This window comes from Rhodococcus mengyinensis, from assembly GCF_048381435.1.
Taxonomy (GTDB): domain Bacteria; phylum Actinomycetota; class Actinomycetes; order Mycobacteriales; family Mycobacteriaceae; genus Rhodococcus_F; species Rhodococcus_F opacus_D.
Genome location: NZ_JBLWIT010000105.1, coordinates 181,251 through 196,010 on the forward strand (window position 1 = coordinate 181,251; position 14,760 = coordinate 196,010).

The 14,760-nt window shown below is 69.7% G+C and carries 14 protein-coding genes; 12 read left to right on the top strand and 2 right to left on the bottom strand.

Annotated elements, in window-relative coordinates; translation table 11 throughout:
• The first annotated feature begins 97 nt into the window (after positions 1-97).
• The 10 genes from mqo (at position 98) to ACNJ7E_RS21925 (ending at position 10,836) form a co-directional block, all read left to right on the top strand.
• Positions 98-1,642 (top strand): malate dehydrogenase (quinone), encoded by a 1,545-nt coding sequence (mqo, locus tag ACNJ7E_RS21880; RefSeq protein ID WP_418340940.1) that lies wholly within the window; start codon positions 98-100, stop codon positions 1,640-1,642.
• Positions 1,643-1,706: 64 nt separating this feature from the next.
• Entirely contained in the window at positions 1,707-2,228 is a 522-nt protein-coding gene (locus ACNJ7E_RS21885) for a GNAT family N-acetyltransferase (RefSeq protein WP_418340941.1), read from the top strand.
• 211 nt (positions 2,229-2,439) lie between these two features.
• A complete protein-coding gene (locus tag ACNJ7E_RS21890; protein WP_418340942.1) occupies positions 2,440-4,353 on the top strand; it encodes a VWA domain-containing protein in 1,914 nt (637 codons plus the stop codon).
• A gap of 36 nt (positions 4,354-4,389) precedes the next feature.
• Complete coding sequence (gene cobO / locus ACNJ7E_RS21895; RefSeq protein ID WP_105419336.1) at positions 4,390-5,004, top strand: cob(I)yrinic acid a,c-diamide adenosyltransferase; 615 nt, start codon at positions 4,390-4,392, stop codon at positions 5,002-5,004.
• Positions 4,998-6,398, top strand: coding sequence for a cobyrinic acid a,c-diamide synthase CobB (locus tag ACNJ7E_RS21900; RefSeq protein WP_418340943.1), 1,401 nt, complete (start codon positions 4,998-5,000; stop codon positions 6,396-6,398). The genes cobO and ACNJ7E_RS21900 overlap by 7 nt, the downstream gene beginning before the upstream one ends.
• On the top strand, positions 6,391-6,771 hold the full coding sequence (locus ACNJ7E_RS21905; RefSeq protein ID WP_418340944.1) for a cobalamin biosynthesis protein: 381 nt from the start codon (positions 6,391-6,393) through the stop codon (positions 6,769-6,771). Before ACNJ7E_RS21900 ends, ACNJ7E_RS21905 begins: the two co-directional genes overlap by 8 nt.
• Positions 6,772-6,818: 47 nt before the next feature.
• The gene (gene cobA / locus ACNJ7E_RS21910; RefSeq protein WP_418340945.1) at positions 6,819-8,045 is read left to right on the top strand and encodes a uroporphyrinogen-III C-methyltransferase; all 1,227 of its coding nucleotides are present in this window, start codon (positions 6,819-6,821) and stop codon (positions 8,043-8,045) included.
• A 101-nt stretch (positions 8,046-8,146) separates the two neighbouring features.
• A complete protein-coding gene (locus ACNJ7E_RS21915; protein WP_105419418.1) occupies positions 8,147-9,580 on the top strand; it encodes an MFS transporter in 1,434 nt (477 codons plus the stop codon).
• 56 nt (positions 9,581-9,636) lie between these two features.
• Positions 9,637-10,008, top strand: coding sequence for a glyoxalase superfamily protein (locus ACNJ7E_RS21920; RefSeq protein ID WP_105419330.1), 372 nt, complete (start codon positions 9,637-9,639; stop codon positions 10,006-10,008).
• Between the two features lie 60 nt (positions 10,009-10,068).
• Positions 10,069-10,836, top strand: coding sequence for a trypsin-like serine peptidase (locus ACNJ7E_RS21925; protein WP_418340946.1), 768 nt, complete (start codon positions 10,069-10,071; stop codon positions 10,834-10,836).
• 9 nt (positions 10,837-10,845) lie between these two features.
• Here the strand turns inward: ACNJ7E_RS21925 and ACNJ7E_RS21930 are convergent, their stop codons facing one another.
• The gene (locus tag ACNJ7E_RS21930) at positions 10,846-11,520 is read right to left on the bottom strand and encodes a response regulator (RefSeq protein ID WP_025432363.1); all 675 of its coding nucleotides are present in this window, start codon (positions 11,518-11,520) and stop codon (positions 10,846-10,848) included.
• Positions 11,521-11,550: 30 nt separating this feature from the next.
• Entirely contained in the window at positions 11,551-13,167 is a 1,617-nt protein-coding gene (locus ACNJ7E_RS21935; RefSeq protein ID WP_283334761.1) for a sensor histidine kinase, read from the bottom strand.
• Between the two features lie 67 nt (positions 13,168-13,234).
• Here ACNJ7E_RS21935 and ACNJ7E_RS21940 point away from each other — a divergent pair, with 67 nt between their 5' ends.
• Together ACNJ7E_RS21940 and ACNJ7E_RS21945 are read left to right on the top strand one after the other, a co-directional pair.
• Complete coding sequence (locus tag ACNJ7E_RS21940; RefSeq protein ID WP_280784626.1) at positions 13,235-14,224, top strand: Bug family tripartite tricarboxylate transporter substrate binding protein; 990 nt, start codon at positions 13,235-13,237, stop codon at positions 14,222-14,224.
• The gene (locus tag ACNJ7E_RS21945; protein ID WP_418340947.1) at positions 14,221-14,760 is read left to right on the top strand and encodes a tripartite tricarboxylate transporter TctB family protein; all 540 of its coding nucleotides are present in this window, start codon (positions 14,221-14,223) and stop codon (positions 14,758-14,760) included. Before ACNJ7E_RS21940 ends, ACNJ7E_RS21945 begins: the two co-directional genes overlap by 4 nt.

The window sequence follows — 14,760 nt, forward strand, 5'->3', positions numbered from 1 at the left end:
GGGGGCGCGGGGAGGCGCACAATTGGGGCAGGTGATTCTCGCTCATACGCGCGGGTAACCTATCCGGCGAACACGGCAGGCGTATGCGCGTACGGCTATGGACAAGGAAGTCGATACTCCAGTGTCAGATCAGAATGCGGTAGAGACGAAAACGGATGTAGTGCTGGTTGGCGCGGGCATCATGAGCGCGACGCTGGGAGCGATCCTGCGTCAGGTGCAGCCCGATTGGTCGATCACCACATTCGAGCGGCTCGACGCAGTAGCCGCCGAGAGCAGCGACCCGTGGAACAACGCGGGCACCGGCCACTCCGCGCTGTGTGAGCTCAATTACACCCCGCAGAACGCCGACGGCACCGTGGACATCACGAAGGCCGTCAACGTGAACGAGCAGTTCCAGGTGTCGCGGCAGTTCTGGGCGCACGGTGTCGAGAGCGGTGTGCTCACGCAGCCCAAGGAGTTCATCAACCCCATCCCGCACGTGAGCTTCGTGCACGGCGAGGCCAACGCGAAGTACCTGCGGGCCCGCTACGACGCCCTCGCCGGTCACCCCCTGTTCGCGGGCATGGAGTACATCGACGCACCCGACGAGTTCACCCGTCGCCTGCCGTTGATGGCGAAGGGCCGCGACTTCAGCGATCCCGTCGCCCTCAACTGGACCCAGGACGGAACCGACGTCGACTTCGGCGCCCTGACCAAGCAGCTCCTCGGTTACGTCGGCGCATCCGGCGGCGTCGTCCACTTCGGGCACGAGGTCACCGACCTCACCAAACAGTCCGACGGCAGCTGGGTGGTCAAGGTCACCAACCGCCGCAACGGTGTGAAGAAGGTCGTGCGCGCCAAGTTCGTGTTCGTCGGCGCCGGTGGCGGTGCGCTGCACCTGCTGCAGAAGTCCGGCATCGAGGAGGCCAAGGGCTTCGGCGGGTTCCCCGTCAGCGGCGCGTTCCTGCGCTGCACCAACCCGGAGCTCATCGACCAGCACCGCGCCAAGGTCTACGGCAAGGCCGCCGTCGGCGCGCCGCCCATGTCGGTTCCGCACCTCGACACCCGCGTGATCGGCAACAAGCCCGGACTGCTGTTCGGGCCGTACGCCGGCTGGTCGCCCAAGTTCCTCAAACAGGGCCGCGTCACCGACCTGCCCAGCTCGGTCAAGCCGAACAACCTGCTCTCGATGCTCGGTGTCGGCGTCAGCGAACTCGGTCTCGTCAAGTACCTGATCAGTGAGCTCGCGATGTCCGAGGCCGGCCGGATCGAGACTCTGCGGGAGTTCGTCCCGAAGGCGCTCGGCAAGGACTGGGAACTGATCACCGCGGGCCAGCGCGTCCAGGTCATCCGTCGAGCCAAGGGCAAGGGCGGCGTTCTCGAGTTCGGCACCGCCGTCGTCAACGCCGCTGACGGCACCATCGCGGGCCTGCTCGGTGCGTCGCCGGGTGCGTCGACCGCGGTGCCCGCCATGCTCGACGTGCTGCAGCGCTGCTTCCCGGCCCAGTACGAGTCCTGGAAGCCGAAGCTCCAGGAAATGGTGCCGTCGCTGGGCGTGAAGCTCTCCGACGACACCGCGCTGTTCTCGCAGGTGTGGGACTGGACGTCGAAGGTGCTCCAGCTCGACACCAGCAATGTGGAGGACGCGTCGGTCGCGGTCTGACGCACCGACCGGCCCGGGTTCGCGGGCGCGCACACTTGCCGGTGCTGTGCGATAGTTGCCTGTCATGACGGCAACTGCAGCACTCAAGCGTTCGTGGGCACTCGATCTCGACAACAAGACGCTCTACGAGTTGCTCAAGCTTCGCGTAGAGGTCTTCGTCGTCGAGCAGGCGTGCCCGTACCCGGAACTCGACGGCCGTGATCTGCTGGCCGAGACCCGCCACTTCTGGCTGGAGCAGGACGGTCAAGTGGTCTGCACTCTCCGCCTCCTCGAGGAGCACGCCGACGGCACCACGTCGTTCCGCATCGGTCGGCTGTGCACGTCGCGGCCGGCGCGCGGGCAGGGGCACACGACGCGTCTGCTGCGCGCCGCGCTCGCCGAGGTCGGCGACGCGCCGTGCCGCATCAACGCGCAGACGTATCTGGTGGAGATGTACGCCAAGCACGGTTTCAAGCCGGACGGCGAAGAGTTCGTCGAGGACGGCATCCCGCACGTCCCCATGCGGCGCGGCGGCGGTGCCGCCTTCGGCGACGGCGGTGTCGCGTACGAGGCGGCGGAGGCGGCCCCGTCGAGCGCCGCGCAGTGAGCGCCGACTAGGGTCGTCAGGTGAATGTCCGCGGGGAAGTCCTGTTCGAATCAGGCGCGGTCCCGCCACTGTGACGGATCTCTGACCGGCTGCCACCACCCTGGTTGCCGATCCGGTCTCCCAGCCAGATTGCCGCGGCGTTCGTACCGGCCAAAGCTCTCGGCGAGGAAACCGGGACGTGAAGGGATGCAGCGTGCGTACGGATCGTGAAGTGGACCAGGTTCGACCCGACTTTTCGTGGGGATTCCCGTTCAGTGCGGTGGTCGGTCAGGACCGGTTGCGCCTCGCCCTCATCCTCTGCGCGGTCCACCCCGGTATCGGCGGTGTTCTCGTCCGCGGTGAGAAGGGGACGGCCAAGTCGACGGTGGTCCGTGCTCTCACCGCACTGCTGCCCGCGGTGCACGACGAGAACGGGACGCGCCCGGCGCGACTGATCGAACTGCCGGTCGGAGCCACGGAGGACCGCGTCGTCGGTTCCCTCGATCTCGAGAAGGTCCTGCGCGACGGTGAGCGCGCGTTCCAACCCGGGCTGCTGTCGGCCGCCCATCAGGGTGTCCTGTACGTCGACGAGGTCAATCTTCTGCACGACCATCTGGTCGACGTGCTCCTCGACGCGGCGGCGATGGGCCGCGTTCACATCGAGCGTGACGGCATCTCGCACTCGCACGCCGCCCGATTCGTGCTGGTCGGCACGATGAACCCGGAGGAGGGCGAGCTCCGGCCGCAGCTCCTCGACCGGTTCGGGCTGGCCGTCGACGTCGCCGCGTCGCGGGAGGTGGACGTGCGCATGGAGGTGGTCCGGCGGCGCCTCGACTTCGAGCGTGACCCGGCACGGTTCGCCGAGCGCTACGCCGAGCAGGACGCCGCCCTGGCGGCCGCCATCCTCGAGGCCCGCGACCGGCTCGACTCCGTCGAGCTCGACGACGTCGAGTTGCGCCGAATCTCTTCTCTCTGTGCGTCGTTCGACGTGGACGGCATGCGCGCCGATCTCGTCCTCGCCCGGACCGCGACCGCGCACGCCGCATGGCGGGGCGCAGGCGCCGTCACGGCGGAGGACGTGCGGGTCGCCGCCGAGCTGACCTTGCCGCACCGCCGCCGCCGGGATCCGTTCGACGAACCCGGCCTCGATGAACAGCAGCTCGACGACGCTCTCCGTCAGGCCGACGAAGACGCCAGGTCCGGTGCCGAGGAACCGCCGGAGCAGGAGCCGGGAACTCCGCCCGGCACCCCGCCCGGACCGGACGGCGGGGACACCGACCCCGAGGGGCCCGACGATCCCGACGGGCCCGGAGGCGGCGCTCCGGCACCCCCGGAACGCCCGGCGGGACCGACCGGCACCCAGTTCGCCACCAAGCTCCTCGAGGTACCCGGAGTCGGCGAGGGCGCGCCGGGCCGGCGTTCCCGTTCGCGCTCGTCCCGCGGTCGCGCGGTGCGCTCCACCGCCGAACAGGGGAACGGACTCCACCTGGTGGGCACGCTCTTCGCCGCCGCTGAGCGGCAGGTCGCCCGCGGCCGGAGCGCCGGCCGGATGATCCTGGACTCCGCCGATCTGCGCGGGGCGATTCGCGAGGGCCGCGAGGGCAACCTCGTGGTGTTCGTCGTGGACGCGTCCGGGTCGATGGCGGCCCGTGACCGATTGTCCGCCGTGACCGGTGCCGTCGTCTCACTGCTGCGCGACGCCTACCAGCGCCGCGACAAGGTCGCGGTGATCACGGTTCGTGGGCGAGCCGCGGAACTGGTTCTGCCGCCCACGTCTTCGGTGGACATCGCCGTCCGCCGCCTGCGCGGAATGAAGACGGGCGGCAAATCCCCGCTGGCAGAAGGATTCCTGCGCGCGCGTGAGGTCGTGCTGCGGGAACGTCTCCGCGATCCGCAGCGCCGCGCCCTCGTCGTCGCACTCACGGACGGGCGGGCGACGGGTGGCAAGAACGCACTGCACCGGGCCACGGTGGCCGCGGGACTGCTCGCCGACAGCTCGGTCGCGTCGGTGGTCGTCGACTGCGAGACCGGCGTGGTCCGGCTCGGGCTGGCCGCGGAGCTGGCCCGCCGGCTGCGGGGCGGCTACGTGCGCCTCGGTGAATTGTCCGCGCAGCAGGTCGCGGGCGTCGTCCGCGCCGCGGCGTGATCCGGACGCGGCTTCGGTAGGGGAGAGAGAAGACACATGCCCAAGGGTGTTCCCGAGAACGTTCCGAACGACGGCCTCACCACACGTCAGCGACGCAACGCTCCCGTGCTCGCGGTCCACACCGGACCGGGCAAGGGGAAGTCGACGGCGGCATTCGGCATGGCGCTGCGTGCCTGGAATCAGGGATTCGACGTCGGGGTGTTCCAGTTCGTCAAGAGTGCCAAGTGGAAGGTGGGGGAGGAAGCGGCCTTCCGCGCCCTCGGTCAGCTGCACGAGGACACCGGTGTCGGTGGGTCGGTGCAGTGGCACAAGATGGGCGAGGGCTGGTCGTGGACGCGCAAGCACGGCAGCGAGGAAGACCACGCCGCCGCGGCCGCCGAGGGATGGCGCGAGATCGCCCGCCGGCTGGGAGCCGAGGAACACCGGTTCTACGTGCTGGACGAGTTCACCTATCCCCTGAAGTGGGGGTGGGTGGACGTCGACGAGGTGGTCGAGGTCCTGCAGAACCGGCCCGGCAACCAGCACGTGGTGATCACGGGCCGCGACGCCCCGCAGGCACTGATCGACGCCGCGGATCTGGTGACGGAGATGACCAAGGTCAAGCACCCGATGGACGCCGGCCGGAAGGGCCAGCGGGGCATCGAGTGGTGACCACGCTCCCCGCGGCGCCGGCGGTGGTCATCGCCGCTCCGGCATCGGGCAGCGGAAAGACCACTGTCGCAACCGGTTTGGTGGGAGCACTCCGTGAGTCGGGCTGCACGGTGGCACCGTTCAAGGTCGGCCCCGACTACATCGACCCCGGATATCACGGGCTCGCGGCCGGACGTCCGGGACGCAATCTCGACCCGGTCATGGTGGGCGCGCAGCGGATCGCCCCGCTGTACCGGCACGGCAGTTCGGGATGCGACCTCGCGGTCGTCGAGGGCGTCATGGGCCTGTTCGACGGCAAGATCGACGCCGCGTCGCAGGAACCGTCGGCCGAGGGATCGACGGCCCAGGTGGCGGCACTGCTCGGCGCCCCGGTCGTGCTCGTGGTCGACGCCCGCGGGCACAGCCAGAGCCTGGCCGCGGTCCTGCACGGCTTCGCCACCTACGACACCGGGGTCCGCATCGGCGGGGTGATCCTCAACCGGGTGGGAAGCCCGCGGCACGAACAGGTGCTGCGACAGGCATGCGAGCGCGTCGGGCTCCCCGTGCTCGGCGCCGTGCCGCGGATGGCCGAACTGGAGGTCCCGTCCCGACATCTCGGGCTGATCCCGGCGGCGGAGCACGGGGCCGACGCGGTGGCCGCCGTCGACGCGATGACCCGATTGGCCGCCCGCCACCTCGATCTGCCTGCAATCCGCGCGCTCGCGTCGTCGGCGGTCGACGGGCCGGTGTGGGACCCCGCCGCCGAGGCCGGTCCGATTCTCCCAGGCCCGCGCCCGGTCGTGGCGATCGCCGGGGGCCGGGCGTTCACGTTCGGGTACGCCGAACACCGCGAACTCCTGGGCGCCGCCGGTGCGGACGTGATCACGTTCGACCCCCTGCACGACGCGTTGCCGCCCGGCACGAGCGGTGTGGTGCTGCCCGGTGGTTTCCCCGAGGAACACGCCGTCGAGCTCGCGGAAAACTCCGCGCTCCTGACGCAGATCCGTGAACTCGCCACGGCGGGTGCGCCGATCCATGCGGAGTGCGCCGGTCTGCTCTACCTCGCTCGCAGTCTCGACGGGCACGCGATGGCCTCCGTGGTCGGGGTCGACGCCTCGTTCGGGTCTCGTCTCACGCTCGGGTACCGCGAGGCGGTGGCGGTGGCGGACTCTGCACTCTTCGCGGCGGGTGAGCGGGTGGTCGGCCACGAGTTCCATCGCACGTCGCTCGCCGCGGCCGAGGCGGACGGCTTCGCGTCGGCCTGGGGCTGGCGGCCCTGGGACGGCGACCCTGCGCGCGAGGGTTTCGTCCGCGGCGGCGTGCACGCCTCGTACCTGCACACGCACCCTGCGGGTCACCCGGAGGCGATCACCCGTTTCGTGGCCGCGGCCCGCACCTTCGCCGCGCATGGGTGACGTCTGCGTCGGCGTCGGGTTCCGCGCGGCAGCGAGCAGCACCGACATCCTCGCCGCCGTCCGACACGTGCTGACGTCCGCGAACCCGGGTTCGGACGCGACACTGGACTGCCTGTGCACCCTCGACCGCAAGGCCGCGGAGCCGGCTGTCCGGGATGCGGCAGCGGCGTTGGGTGTCCCCGTCCGCGGATTCGCCTCCGGGGAACTGGCCGCCGTCGAGGTGGCGAACCCGTCGGACCGCGTGCACTCGGCGACGGGATCGCCGAGCGTCGCAGAAGCGGCGGCGGTGCTCGGCGCGGGGGGCGGGCCCTTGATCGTGACCAAGTGGTCCGCGAATGGCGTCGTCGTCGCCGCAGCCCGTAAAGTTTCGTAGGTTCGAGACGAGACATGCACGATTTTCAGGAGAAACGGGGAGAGCGCGTGACTGCTGCCACCGGAGACGAGACCAACTACCTGGTCGGACTCAATTTGGCCGATCGTCGTGTGGTCGTGGTCGGTGGCGGAACAGTGGCACAGCGCAGGCTCGGGCTCCTGATCGCATCGGGTGCGCGGGTGCACCTGATCAGCCGTGCGGTCACGCCGGCGGTCGAGGGAATGGCCACCGCGGGACAGATCACACTGGACCTTCGCGAATACCGGGACGGCGACCTCGCCGACGCCTGGTACGCCATCGCGTGCACAGACGAACCGGACACCAACGCGGCGATCGTCGCCGAGGCCGAGCGGAATCGTGTCTTCTGCGTCCGAGCCGACAACGCCCGCTACGGCACCGCCGTCACACCCGCGAGCGCAAGCTACGACGGGATGAGCATCGGCGTGCTGGCGGGCGGCGACCACCGCCGGTCCGCCGCAGTGCGCACCGCCCTCGTCGAGGGCCTGCAATCCGGTGCGGTCGCCGACACCGCCGACCACCCGGCGGCCGGTGTCGCACTGGTGGGCGGCGGCCCGGGCGACCCCGACCTCATCACCGTCCGCGGCCGGCGACTGCTCGCCCGCGCCGACATCGTGGTCGCCGACCGCCTCGCCCCGCCGGAACTGCTCGCCGAACTGGGCTCCGACGTCGAGGTCATCGACGCCGCGAAGATCCCCTACGGCCGTGCGATGGCGCAGGAGGCGATCAACGCCGCCCTCATCGACGGAGCCAAGGCAGGCAAGTTCGTGGTGCGGCTCAAGGGCGGCGACCCGTACGTGTTCGGCCGCGGCTACGAGGAACTCGAGGCGTGCGCCGCGGCGGGTGTGCCCGTCACGGTCGTCCCCGGCATCACCAGTGCCATCTCGGTGCCGTCGGCCGCCGGCATCCCGGTCACTCATCGAGGCGTCACCCACGAGTTCGTCGTCGTCAGCGGTCACGTCGCCCCCGACCACCCGGATTCCCTCGTCGACTGGTCGGCACTCGCCCGGTTGAAGGGCACGATCGTGTTGCTGATGGCCGTCGAGCGCATCGAGGCGTTCGCGACGGTCCTCATGGAGGGTGGGCGTCCGGTGGACACCCCGGTCACGGTCATCCAGGAGGGCACGCTGCGCACGCAGCGCACGGTGCGGGCCGATCTCCAGACCGTCGCCGCCCGGGTGAAGGAAGAGCAGATCCGGCCGCCTGCCATCGTGGTCATCGGGCCGGTGGCCGGGTTTTCTGTGGACGCTGGGTAACGTGAACCCTCGTGTCTGAATCCCGAGTACCCGAAGGCGCGTCGGCGTCGAACAAGTCTGCGGCGAGAGCCACGGTGAATCCGCCCGCTGCCACCCGCGTGATGGGGCTTGCGATCATCGTGCTCAGCGGGCTGCAGATGATGGTGGTCCTCGACGGCACCGTCGCCAACCTGGCGCTCGCGCCGCTGCAAGCCGATCTCGGTCTCAGCGACAGCGGCCGCAACTGGGTGCTGACGTCGTACGCGCTGGCGTTCGGTGGCCTCATGCTCCTCGGCGGACGGCTCGGCGACGCGTTCGGCCGGAAGAAGATGTTCGTCGGCGGTGTCGCCCTGTTCACCGTCGCCTCGCTGCTGTGCGGTCTCGCGGTGGGCGAGTTCATGCTGATCGCCGCCCGGTTCCTTCAGGGTGTCGGCGCCGCGGTGGCGTCCCCGACGGCGCTGGCTCTGGTCGCGACCACGTTCGCGGCCGGCCCTGCGCGTAACCAGGCCATCGCGATCTTCGCGGCCATGACGGGCATCGGGTCGATCGCCGGCCTGATCATCGGCGGCGCCCTCACCGAGGTGTCGTGGCGACTGATCTTCCTCATCAACGTGCCCATCGGTGTCGTCATCGTGGGGTGCGCGTTCGTCGCATTGAAGGAGACCGCGGGCGAGCGCCTGGCCCTCGACGTTCCCGGGGCGGTCCTCGCCACGGTCGCGGCGACGGGCGTGGTGTTCGCGCTCACCGAGGGTCCGGAACTCGGGTGGGGGAGCCCGTACGTGATCGGTGCGCTCGTCGCCGGTCTGCTGCTGTTCTGCGCATTCCTGTACGTCGAACGGACCGCAGACAACCCGCTGCTGCCGTTCTCCCTCTTCCGCGACAAGAACCGGGTGGCGACGCTCGTCGCGATCTTCTTCGCCGGTGCCGTGATGTTCACGGTCGCCGCGTTCGTCGCGTTGTTCGTCCAGGACATCCTCGGCTACAGCCCCCTCGAGGCCGGCCTCGCGTTCATCCCGTTCGCGTTCGGCCTCGGCGGCGCGGCCGCGGTGGCGTCCAAGCTCGCCGTGCGGATCCAGCCCCGGTGGCTCGTGGTCGCCGGCGCCGCGATCATGGTGGTCGGGCTGCTGTACGGCTCGACTCTCGACAGTTCCGCCACCTACCTCGGCAACCTGTTCGTGCCGGTCATCGGTATCGGATTCGGTGTCGGACTCGCCGTCGTCCCGCTCCCGCTGTGCGCCATCGCCGGTGTGTCGGAGACGGAGATCGGTCCGCTCGCCGCCATCGCCCAGGTGGCGCAGACCCTCGGCGGACCCCTCGCCCTCGCCGTCATCGGGGCGATGGCCACCTCACGCACGCTGTCCCTCGGCGGCATCTCCGGCAAGGTCGCCGACATGAATCCGACGCAACTCGAGGCGCTCGGCAACGGGTACACGTTCGCCCTCGTCGGCAGTGCCGGCTGCGCCCTCATCGCGGGACTGGCCGCGCTGTTCATCCGCTTCACCCCGCAACAGGTCGCGCAGGCGCAGGCCGCCGAGAAGGCCGCGCAGCAGGCGTGAACGCGGTCCGGTCCGGTTTCGGCCCGGTTGTCGGAGTCCGTCTATAGCATCCGGTCATGGACTACAAAATCGAGCTGATCATTCTGCCGGTGTCCGACGTGGACCGGGCCAAGGCGTTCTACGCCGACCAGGTCGGCTTCGTCGTCGACCACGACCACCGCGTGAACGAGAACGTTCGGTTCGTCCAGCTGACGCCGCCCGGGTCGGCGTGCTCGATCGCTGTCGGCGAGGGCCTGGTCGACACGCCGCCCGGCTCGGTGCACGGGTTGCAGATCGTCATCGACGACGCCGACGCCGCCCACGCCGAGCTGTCCGCCCGCGGCGTTCCCGTCAGCGACGTACAGGACCTGGCGTGGGGGCGCTTCGTGTACTTTGCCGACCCCGACGGCAACGAGTGGGCGCTGCAGCAGCTTCCGCCGCGCAGCTGACGCGCGGCGGGTAGCGGAAATCGGCCTGCCCTCGCGCGACGAGCGGGGCATGATTGTCCTGTGGTCACGCCCTCCCGCACGTCCGTCACGGGGGCAGCCGCGGTGGGCCTGCTCCTCGCTGCCTGCGTAGCCGGGGGATCGGCCGCCGCCGCGCCTGCATCCGACGCACCGGATCCTCGCGTCGGTACGCTGTTCCTGGCCGGCACGCCCATCCACGTCTGCACCGGATCGGTTCTGGACAGCGCGGACGGCGACCTCGTCCTCACCGCCGCGCACTGCATCGCGGGGTCCGGCGGCGCGCTGTCGTTCGCACCCGGATTCGACCGCGGCGTGGCCCCGTTCGGACTGTGGACGGTGTCCCAGATCTACGTCGACCCCGCATGGCTGGAGTCGCAGGACCCGGAGCACGACTACGCCGTGCTCCGGGTGGCCCCGAGCGGAACCACCGTGCCGGCGGCCGTCGAATCGGTGGTCGGTGGGGGATTCGAGTTGGCGTCCGCGCCGGAACCCGCGACCACCGTGGCGGTTACCGGCTATCCGACCCTCGGGGACGGTCCGGTGTCGTGCACCGCCGCGACCACGTCGACGGACAGCTATCCGACGGTGGTCTGCGACGGTCTCGGCGAGGGAACGAGTGGAGGCCCGTGGGTCGTGGGTTCGCGGGTCGTCGCCCTCGTCGGCGGCCTCGACCACGGCGGGTGCACCGACTCGGTGTCCTACTCGCCGACGTTCGGTTCCGGAACGCTCGCCCTGCTGGACCGCGCGGAGCGCCGTGATGCCGGCGACTCGACACCGTTCGCCCTCGCCGGCGCCTGCACCCGATCCTGACGAACCGGGTCAGCGCGGGGCAGGCCGGTACCGGCGGACGGGCCTGCCGGCGCCCCCGTATTCGAGCCGGACCTCCAGCAGTCCCTCGGACAGGTAGTGCTCGAGGTAACGGCGCACACTGACCCGGGACAGTCCGGCGAGTTCGGCGCATTCGGTCGACGACAGCTCGCCCTTCGACCGCAGGATGTCGAGCACCAGGCGCCCGGTTTCGGCGCTGAGCCCCTTCGGGAGCCGGCTCGGTTCCGGATTCTTGCCCTTGCCGCCGAACAGGGAGTCGATCAGGGATTGGTCTGCGCCGGACTGTGATTCGAGGGCGCGGGCACGGCGGCGGAAGTTCTCGAGTTTCTCCTGCAGCTGCGTGTAGTCGAACGGTTTGACCAGATAATCGGAGGCGCCGCCGTGCAGTGCGCGGCTGACGGTGTCGATCTCCCTGGCGGCGGTGATCATGATGACGCCGACGGCGTTGCCCTCCGCACGCAGTCGTTGCAGGACGTCGAGGCCGGACATGTCCGGCAGGTACACGTCGAGGAGCACGAGGTCGGGGTGTGCGGTCCGCACCGATTCGAGGGCCTCGGCGGCGGTCCGCGCCACCCCGACGGTGGTGAACCCCGGTGTCTTGTCGACGAATCGGCGGTGGATCTCCGCGACCATGAAGTCGTCGTCGACGACCAGGACCTCATACATCGCCACGCCGTCCCGTCATGATCGGAGAGTCTAGCTACGCGGCACGTGGACGGTGAACAAGGCACCGCCGGTGCCGGGTGCGTCCGAGACGGCCGCGGACCCGCCGTGCTGGGAGCTGACGAGACGCACCAGGGCGAGCCCGATTCCGCGGCCACCGGGGGTGCCCGGCTTCGAGGTGACACCGCGCGAGAAGATCTCCTCCCGCATCGTCTCGGGAACTCCGGGGCCGGAATCGGCGACCTCGATGAGGATGCCGTCGTCGTCGGTGATCCGGATCGAGATCCGCGCGTCCCGGCCGCCCTCGGACACGTCGACGGCATTGTCGATGAGGTTGCCGAGGACGGTGATCACGTCGGTGGCGAGTTCGGGGTCGAGGGCGTGTAGGTGCGAGTCGGGTTCCAATGTCAGCGACACCCCGGTCTCGGCGGCGAGCGACGTCTTCGCGATCAGCAGCGCGGCGACAGCCGGATCCGAGATGCGTTGCGTGACAGCATCACTGATCTCCGCTCGGCGGCGGGTGAGGGTGCCGACGAAGTCGGTGACGGCGTCGTAATCACCGAGCTGCGTCAGACCCGAGATCGTGTGCAGCTGGTTGGCGAACTCGTGCGTCTGCGCCCGCAGGGTGTCGGTGACACTCTTGTGCGAGGACAGCTGGCTCTGCATGGATGCCAGTTCGGTGCTGTCGCGCATCGTGGTGACGGTGCCGATCTTGTGCCCCTGGCTGGTGGCCGCGCGCCGGCTCAGCGCGAGCATGCGCGACGACGTCGACAACACCACGTCGCGGCCGTCCTCCCCGTTGAGGAGGTACTGCCGGACGGCGGGGTCGAGCGCGACGTCGTCGACGTGCCGGCCGACGGCGTCGTCGGTGAGGTCGAGCAGTTCCTGGGCGCTGTCGTTGAGCACGGTGATCACCCCGTCGGGGTTCACCGCGACCACACCCTCGCGGATGCTGTGCAAGAGGGCCTCGCGATGGTCGGCAAGGCTTGCGATCTCGGCGATTTCGAGTCCACGGGTGTGGGTCTTGATCCGGCGGGACAGCAGCCACGAGCCGAGAAGCCCGAGACCGGCGCCGATTCCGAGATACAACAGCAGGCGCGCCCCCGCGCTGCTGAGCAGGTCCCAGAGGGACGGGTAGTCGTCGCTGACGGTCACGACCGCGAGGACGTCCCCGGTGGCGGACAGGATCGGGACGTGTCCGACGATGGCGCGGCGTCCGTCGACGTCCACGTCGCCCGACCAGGCCCGTCCGGTCATCACATCGCTGGCGCCGAGTTCCGCGGGCACCCCGAGCCGCGTCGGATCGGACGACACGGTCACCGCCCCGTTCGGCGCGACGATCTCGGCGAGTGTGGCGCCCGACAGGTTGACGGCGCGATCGACCTCCGGCGCCAGCACGCGCTCGACCGAGCGGTCCGACAGCTGGTCGCGCACCACCGGGGTCGACGCCACGTTCTCGGCCACTGCGATCATGCGCTGCCCCTGGAGGTCGCGGAATTCCACGGTCGACTGGTGGACCGACACGGCGGCAACCGCGAGCAGCACGACGCCGACGACGACGAGCTGGAGGAGCAGGACCTGGCCCGCGAGGCTACGCACGCGGGGATGAAGTGGTGACCACAATGAACTTAAGTTCCGTTTCGTTCGCATAGGTGACGTACATCACCCCTGAGGTTCAGTATTGCGGAAGATCACATTCATGGCGAAATGAGGAACGATGTCGAGAACAGGTAGCGGGAGCAGGGTACGCGCGCTGCTCCTGCTCGCGCTCGTAGGCCTCCTCGTGGCCGGCTGCGGGGTCACCCGCGGCGAGGACGAGGGTCTGCACAGGGTGCGGATGATGGTTCCGAACAGTCCGGGCGGCGGCTACGACCTCACGGCGCGGACCGCGGTGAAGATCATGGAAGACGAGGGCATCACCGGCCGCGTCGAGGTCTTCAACGTGATCGGCGCAGGTGGAACGGTCGCGATGGCCAGGCTGATGAACGAGGCCGGCAACGACGACCTCATGATGATGATGGGCCTGGGTGTCGTCGGCGCCGGCTACACCAACGGATCCACCGCACGCGTCTCCGAGGCCACCGCGCTGGCCAAGGTGGTCGAGGAGCAGGAGGGCATCCTCGTGCCCGCGGATTCGCCACTGCAGACCATCGACGACTTCGTGGCCGCATGGCGCGCCGACCCGGCGTCGATCACCATCGGCGGCGGTTCCTCGCCCGGCGGCCCGGACCACCTGTTTCCGATGGAGACGGCGCGCGCGGTGGGAGTGGACCCGAACGCGGTGAACTACGTGTCCTACGACGGCGGCGGCGACCTGCTGACGGCCCTTCTCGGCCAGAAGATCACCGCAGGCACGTCGGGACTCGGCGAGTACGTCGACCAGATCGAGGCCGGCCAGGTCCGGGTCCTCGCGGTGTCGGGGAACGAGCGGGTCGAGGGTATCGACGCGCCGACGCTCACGGAGGCAGGCGTGGACCTGACCTTCACCAACTGGCGGGGAATCCTGGCGCCGCCCGGACTGTCCGACGGCGCCAAGGCCGACATGGTCGAGGCGCTCCACAAGTTGCACGACACACCGGAATGGAAGGAGGCCCTGGTGAAGAACGGTTGGAGTGACGCCTTCACGACGGGACCGGAGTTCGAGCAGTTCCTCCGGGACCAGGACGAGCGGGTCTCGTCCACCCTGGCCGAATTGGGGCTGACATGACCGCGTCCGCAGAACCGTCCGCCGTCTCCGCGGACACGGCCCCGGCGCCGAAGCGGCGGGACTACGCACAGTTCATCGTCTGCGCGGTGATGGCCGTGGTCGGGGTCTTCCTCATCGTCGACGCACTGTCGCTGAGCGAAGGTTTCGCGAAGGTCGACCCGGTGGGCCCGCGACTGTTCCCGCTCGTCATCGGCGGTGGACTGCTGGTCTTCGCCGTGGTGCTGGCCGTCGCGATCCTGAGGGGCTCCACCGGGGAAGCCGACAGCGGCGAGGACGTCGATCCGGACTCGCCGGGTGACTGGAAGACGGTGGGACTGCTCGTCGGGTTGTTCGTGGTGACCATCGCGCTCGTCGACTTCCTGGGCTGGGCGATCATCGGCACCGTCCTGTTCGCCGGGGCCGCAACCATTCTGGGCAGCCGGTACTGGGTGCGGAACATCGCGATCGGGGCCGTGCTCGGATTCGGCAGCTTCTACGCGTTCTACGTCGGGCTCGGAATACCGCTGCCCGCAGGCATTCTGGACGGAATTCTCTGA

What these genes read in the sequence shown, in the direction of transcription:
- mqo (WP_418340940.1), top strand. Translation starts at nt 98, where the DNA reads ATGGACAAGGAAGTCGATACTCCAGTGTCAGATCAGAATGCGGTAGAG.
- ACNJ7E_RS21885 (WP_418340941.1), top strand. Translation starts at nt 1,707, where the DNA reads ATGACGGCAACTGCAGCACTCAAGCGTTCGTGGGCACTCGATCTCGAC.
- cobO (WP_105419336.1), top strand. Translation starts at nt 4,390, where the DNA reads ATGCCCAAGGGTGTTCCCGAGAACGTTCCGAACGACGGCCTCACCACA.
- ACNJ7E_RS21905 (WP_418340944.1), top strand. Translation starts at nt 6,391, where the DNA reads ATGGGTGACGTCTGCGTCGGCGTCGGGTTCCGCGCGGCAGCGAGCAGC.
- ACNJ7E_RS21915 (WP_105419418.1), top strand. Translation starts at nt 8,147, where the DNA reads ATGGGGCTTGCGATCATCGTGCTCAGCGGGCTGCAGATGATGGTGGTC.
- ACNJ7E_RS21920 (WP_105419330.1), top strand. Translation starts at nt 9,637, where the DNA reads ATGGACTACAAAATCGAGCTGATCATTCTGCCGGTGTCCGACGTGGAC.
- ACNJ7E_RS21930 (WP_025432363.1), bottom strand. Translation starts at nt 11,520, where the DNA reads ATGTATGAGGTCCTGGTCGTCGACGACGACTTCATGGTCGCGGAGATC.
- ACNJ7E_RS21935 (WP_283334761.1), bottom strand. Translation starts at nt 13,167, where the DNA reads ATGCGAACGAAACGGAACTTAAGTTCATTGTGGTCACCACTTCATCCC.
- ACNJ7E_RS21940 (WP_280784626.1), top strand. Translation starts at nt 13,235, where the DNA reads ATGTCGAGAACAGGTAGCGGGAGCAGGGTACGCGCGCTGCTCCTGCTC.
- ACNJ7E_RS21945 (WP_418340947.1), top strand. Translation starts at nt 14,221, where the DNA reads ATGACCGCGTCCGCAGAACCGTCCGCCGTCTCCGCGGACACGGCCCCG.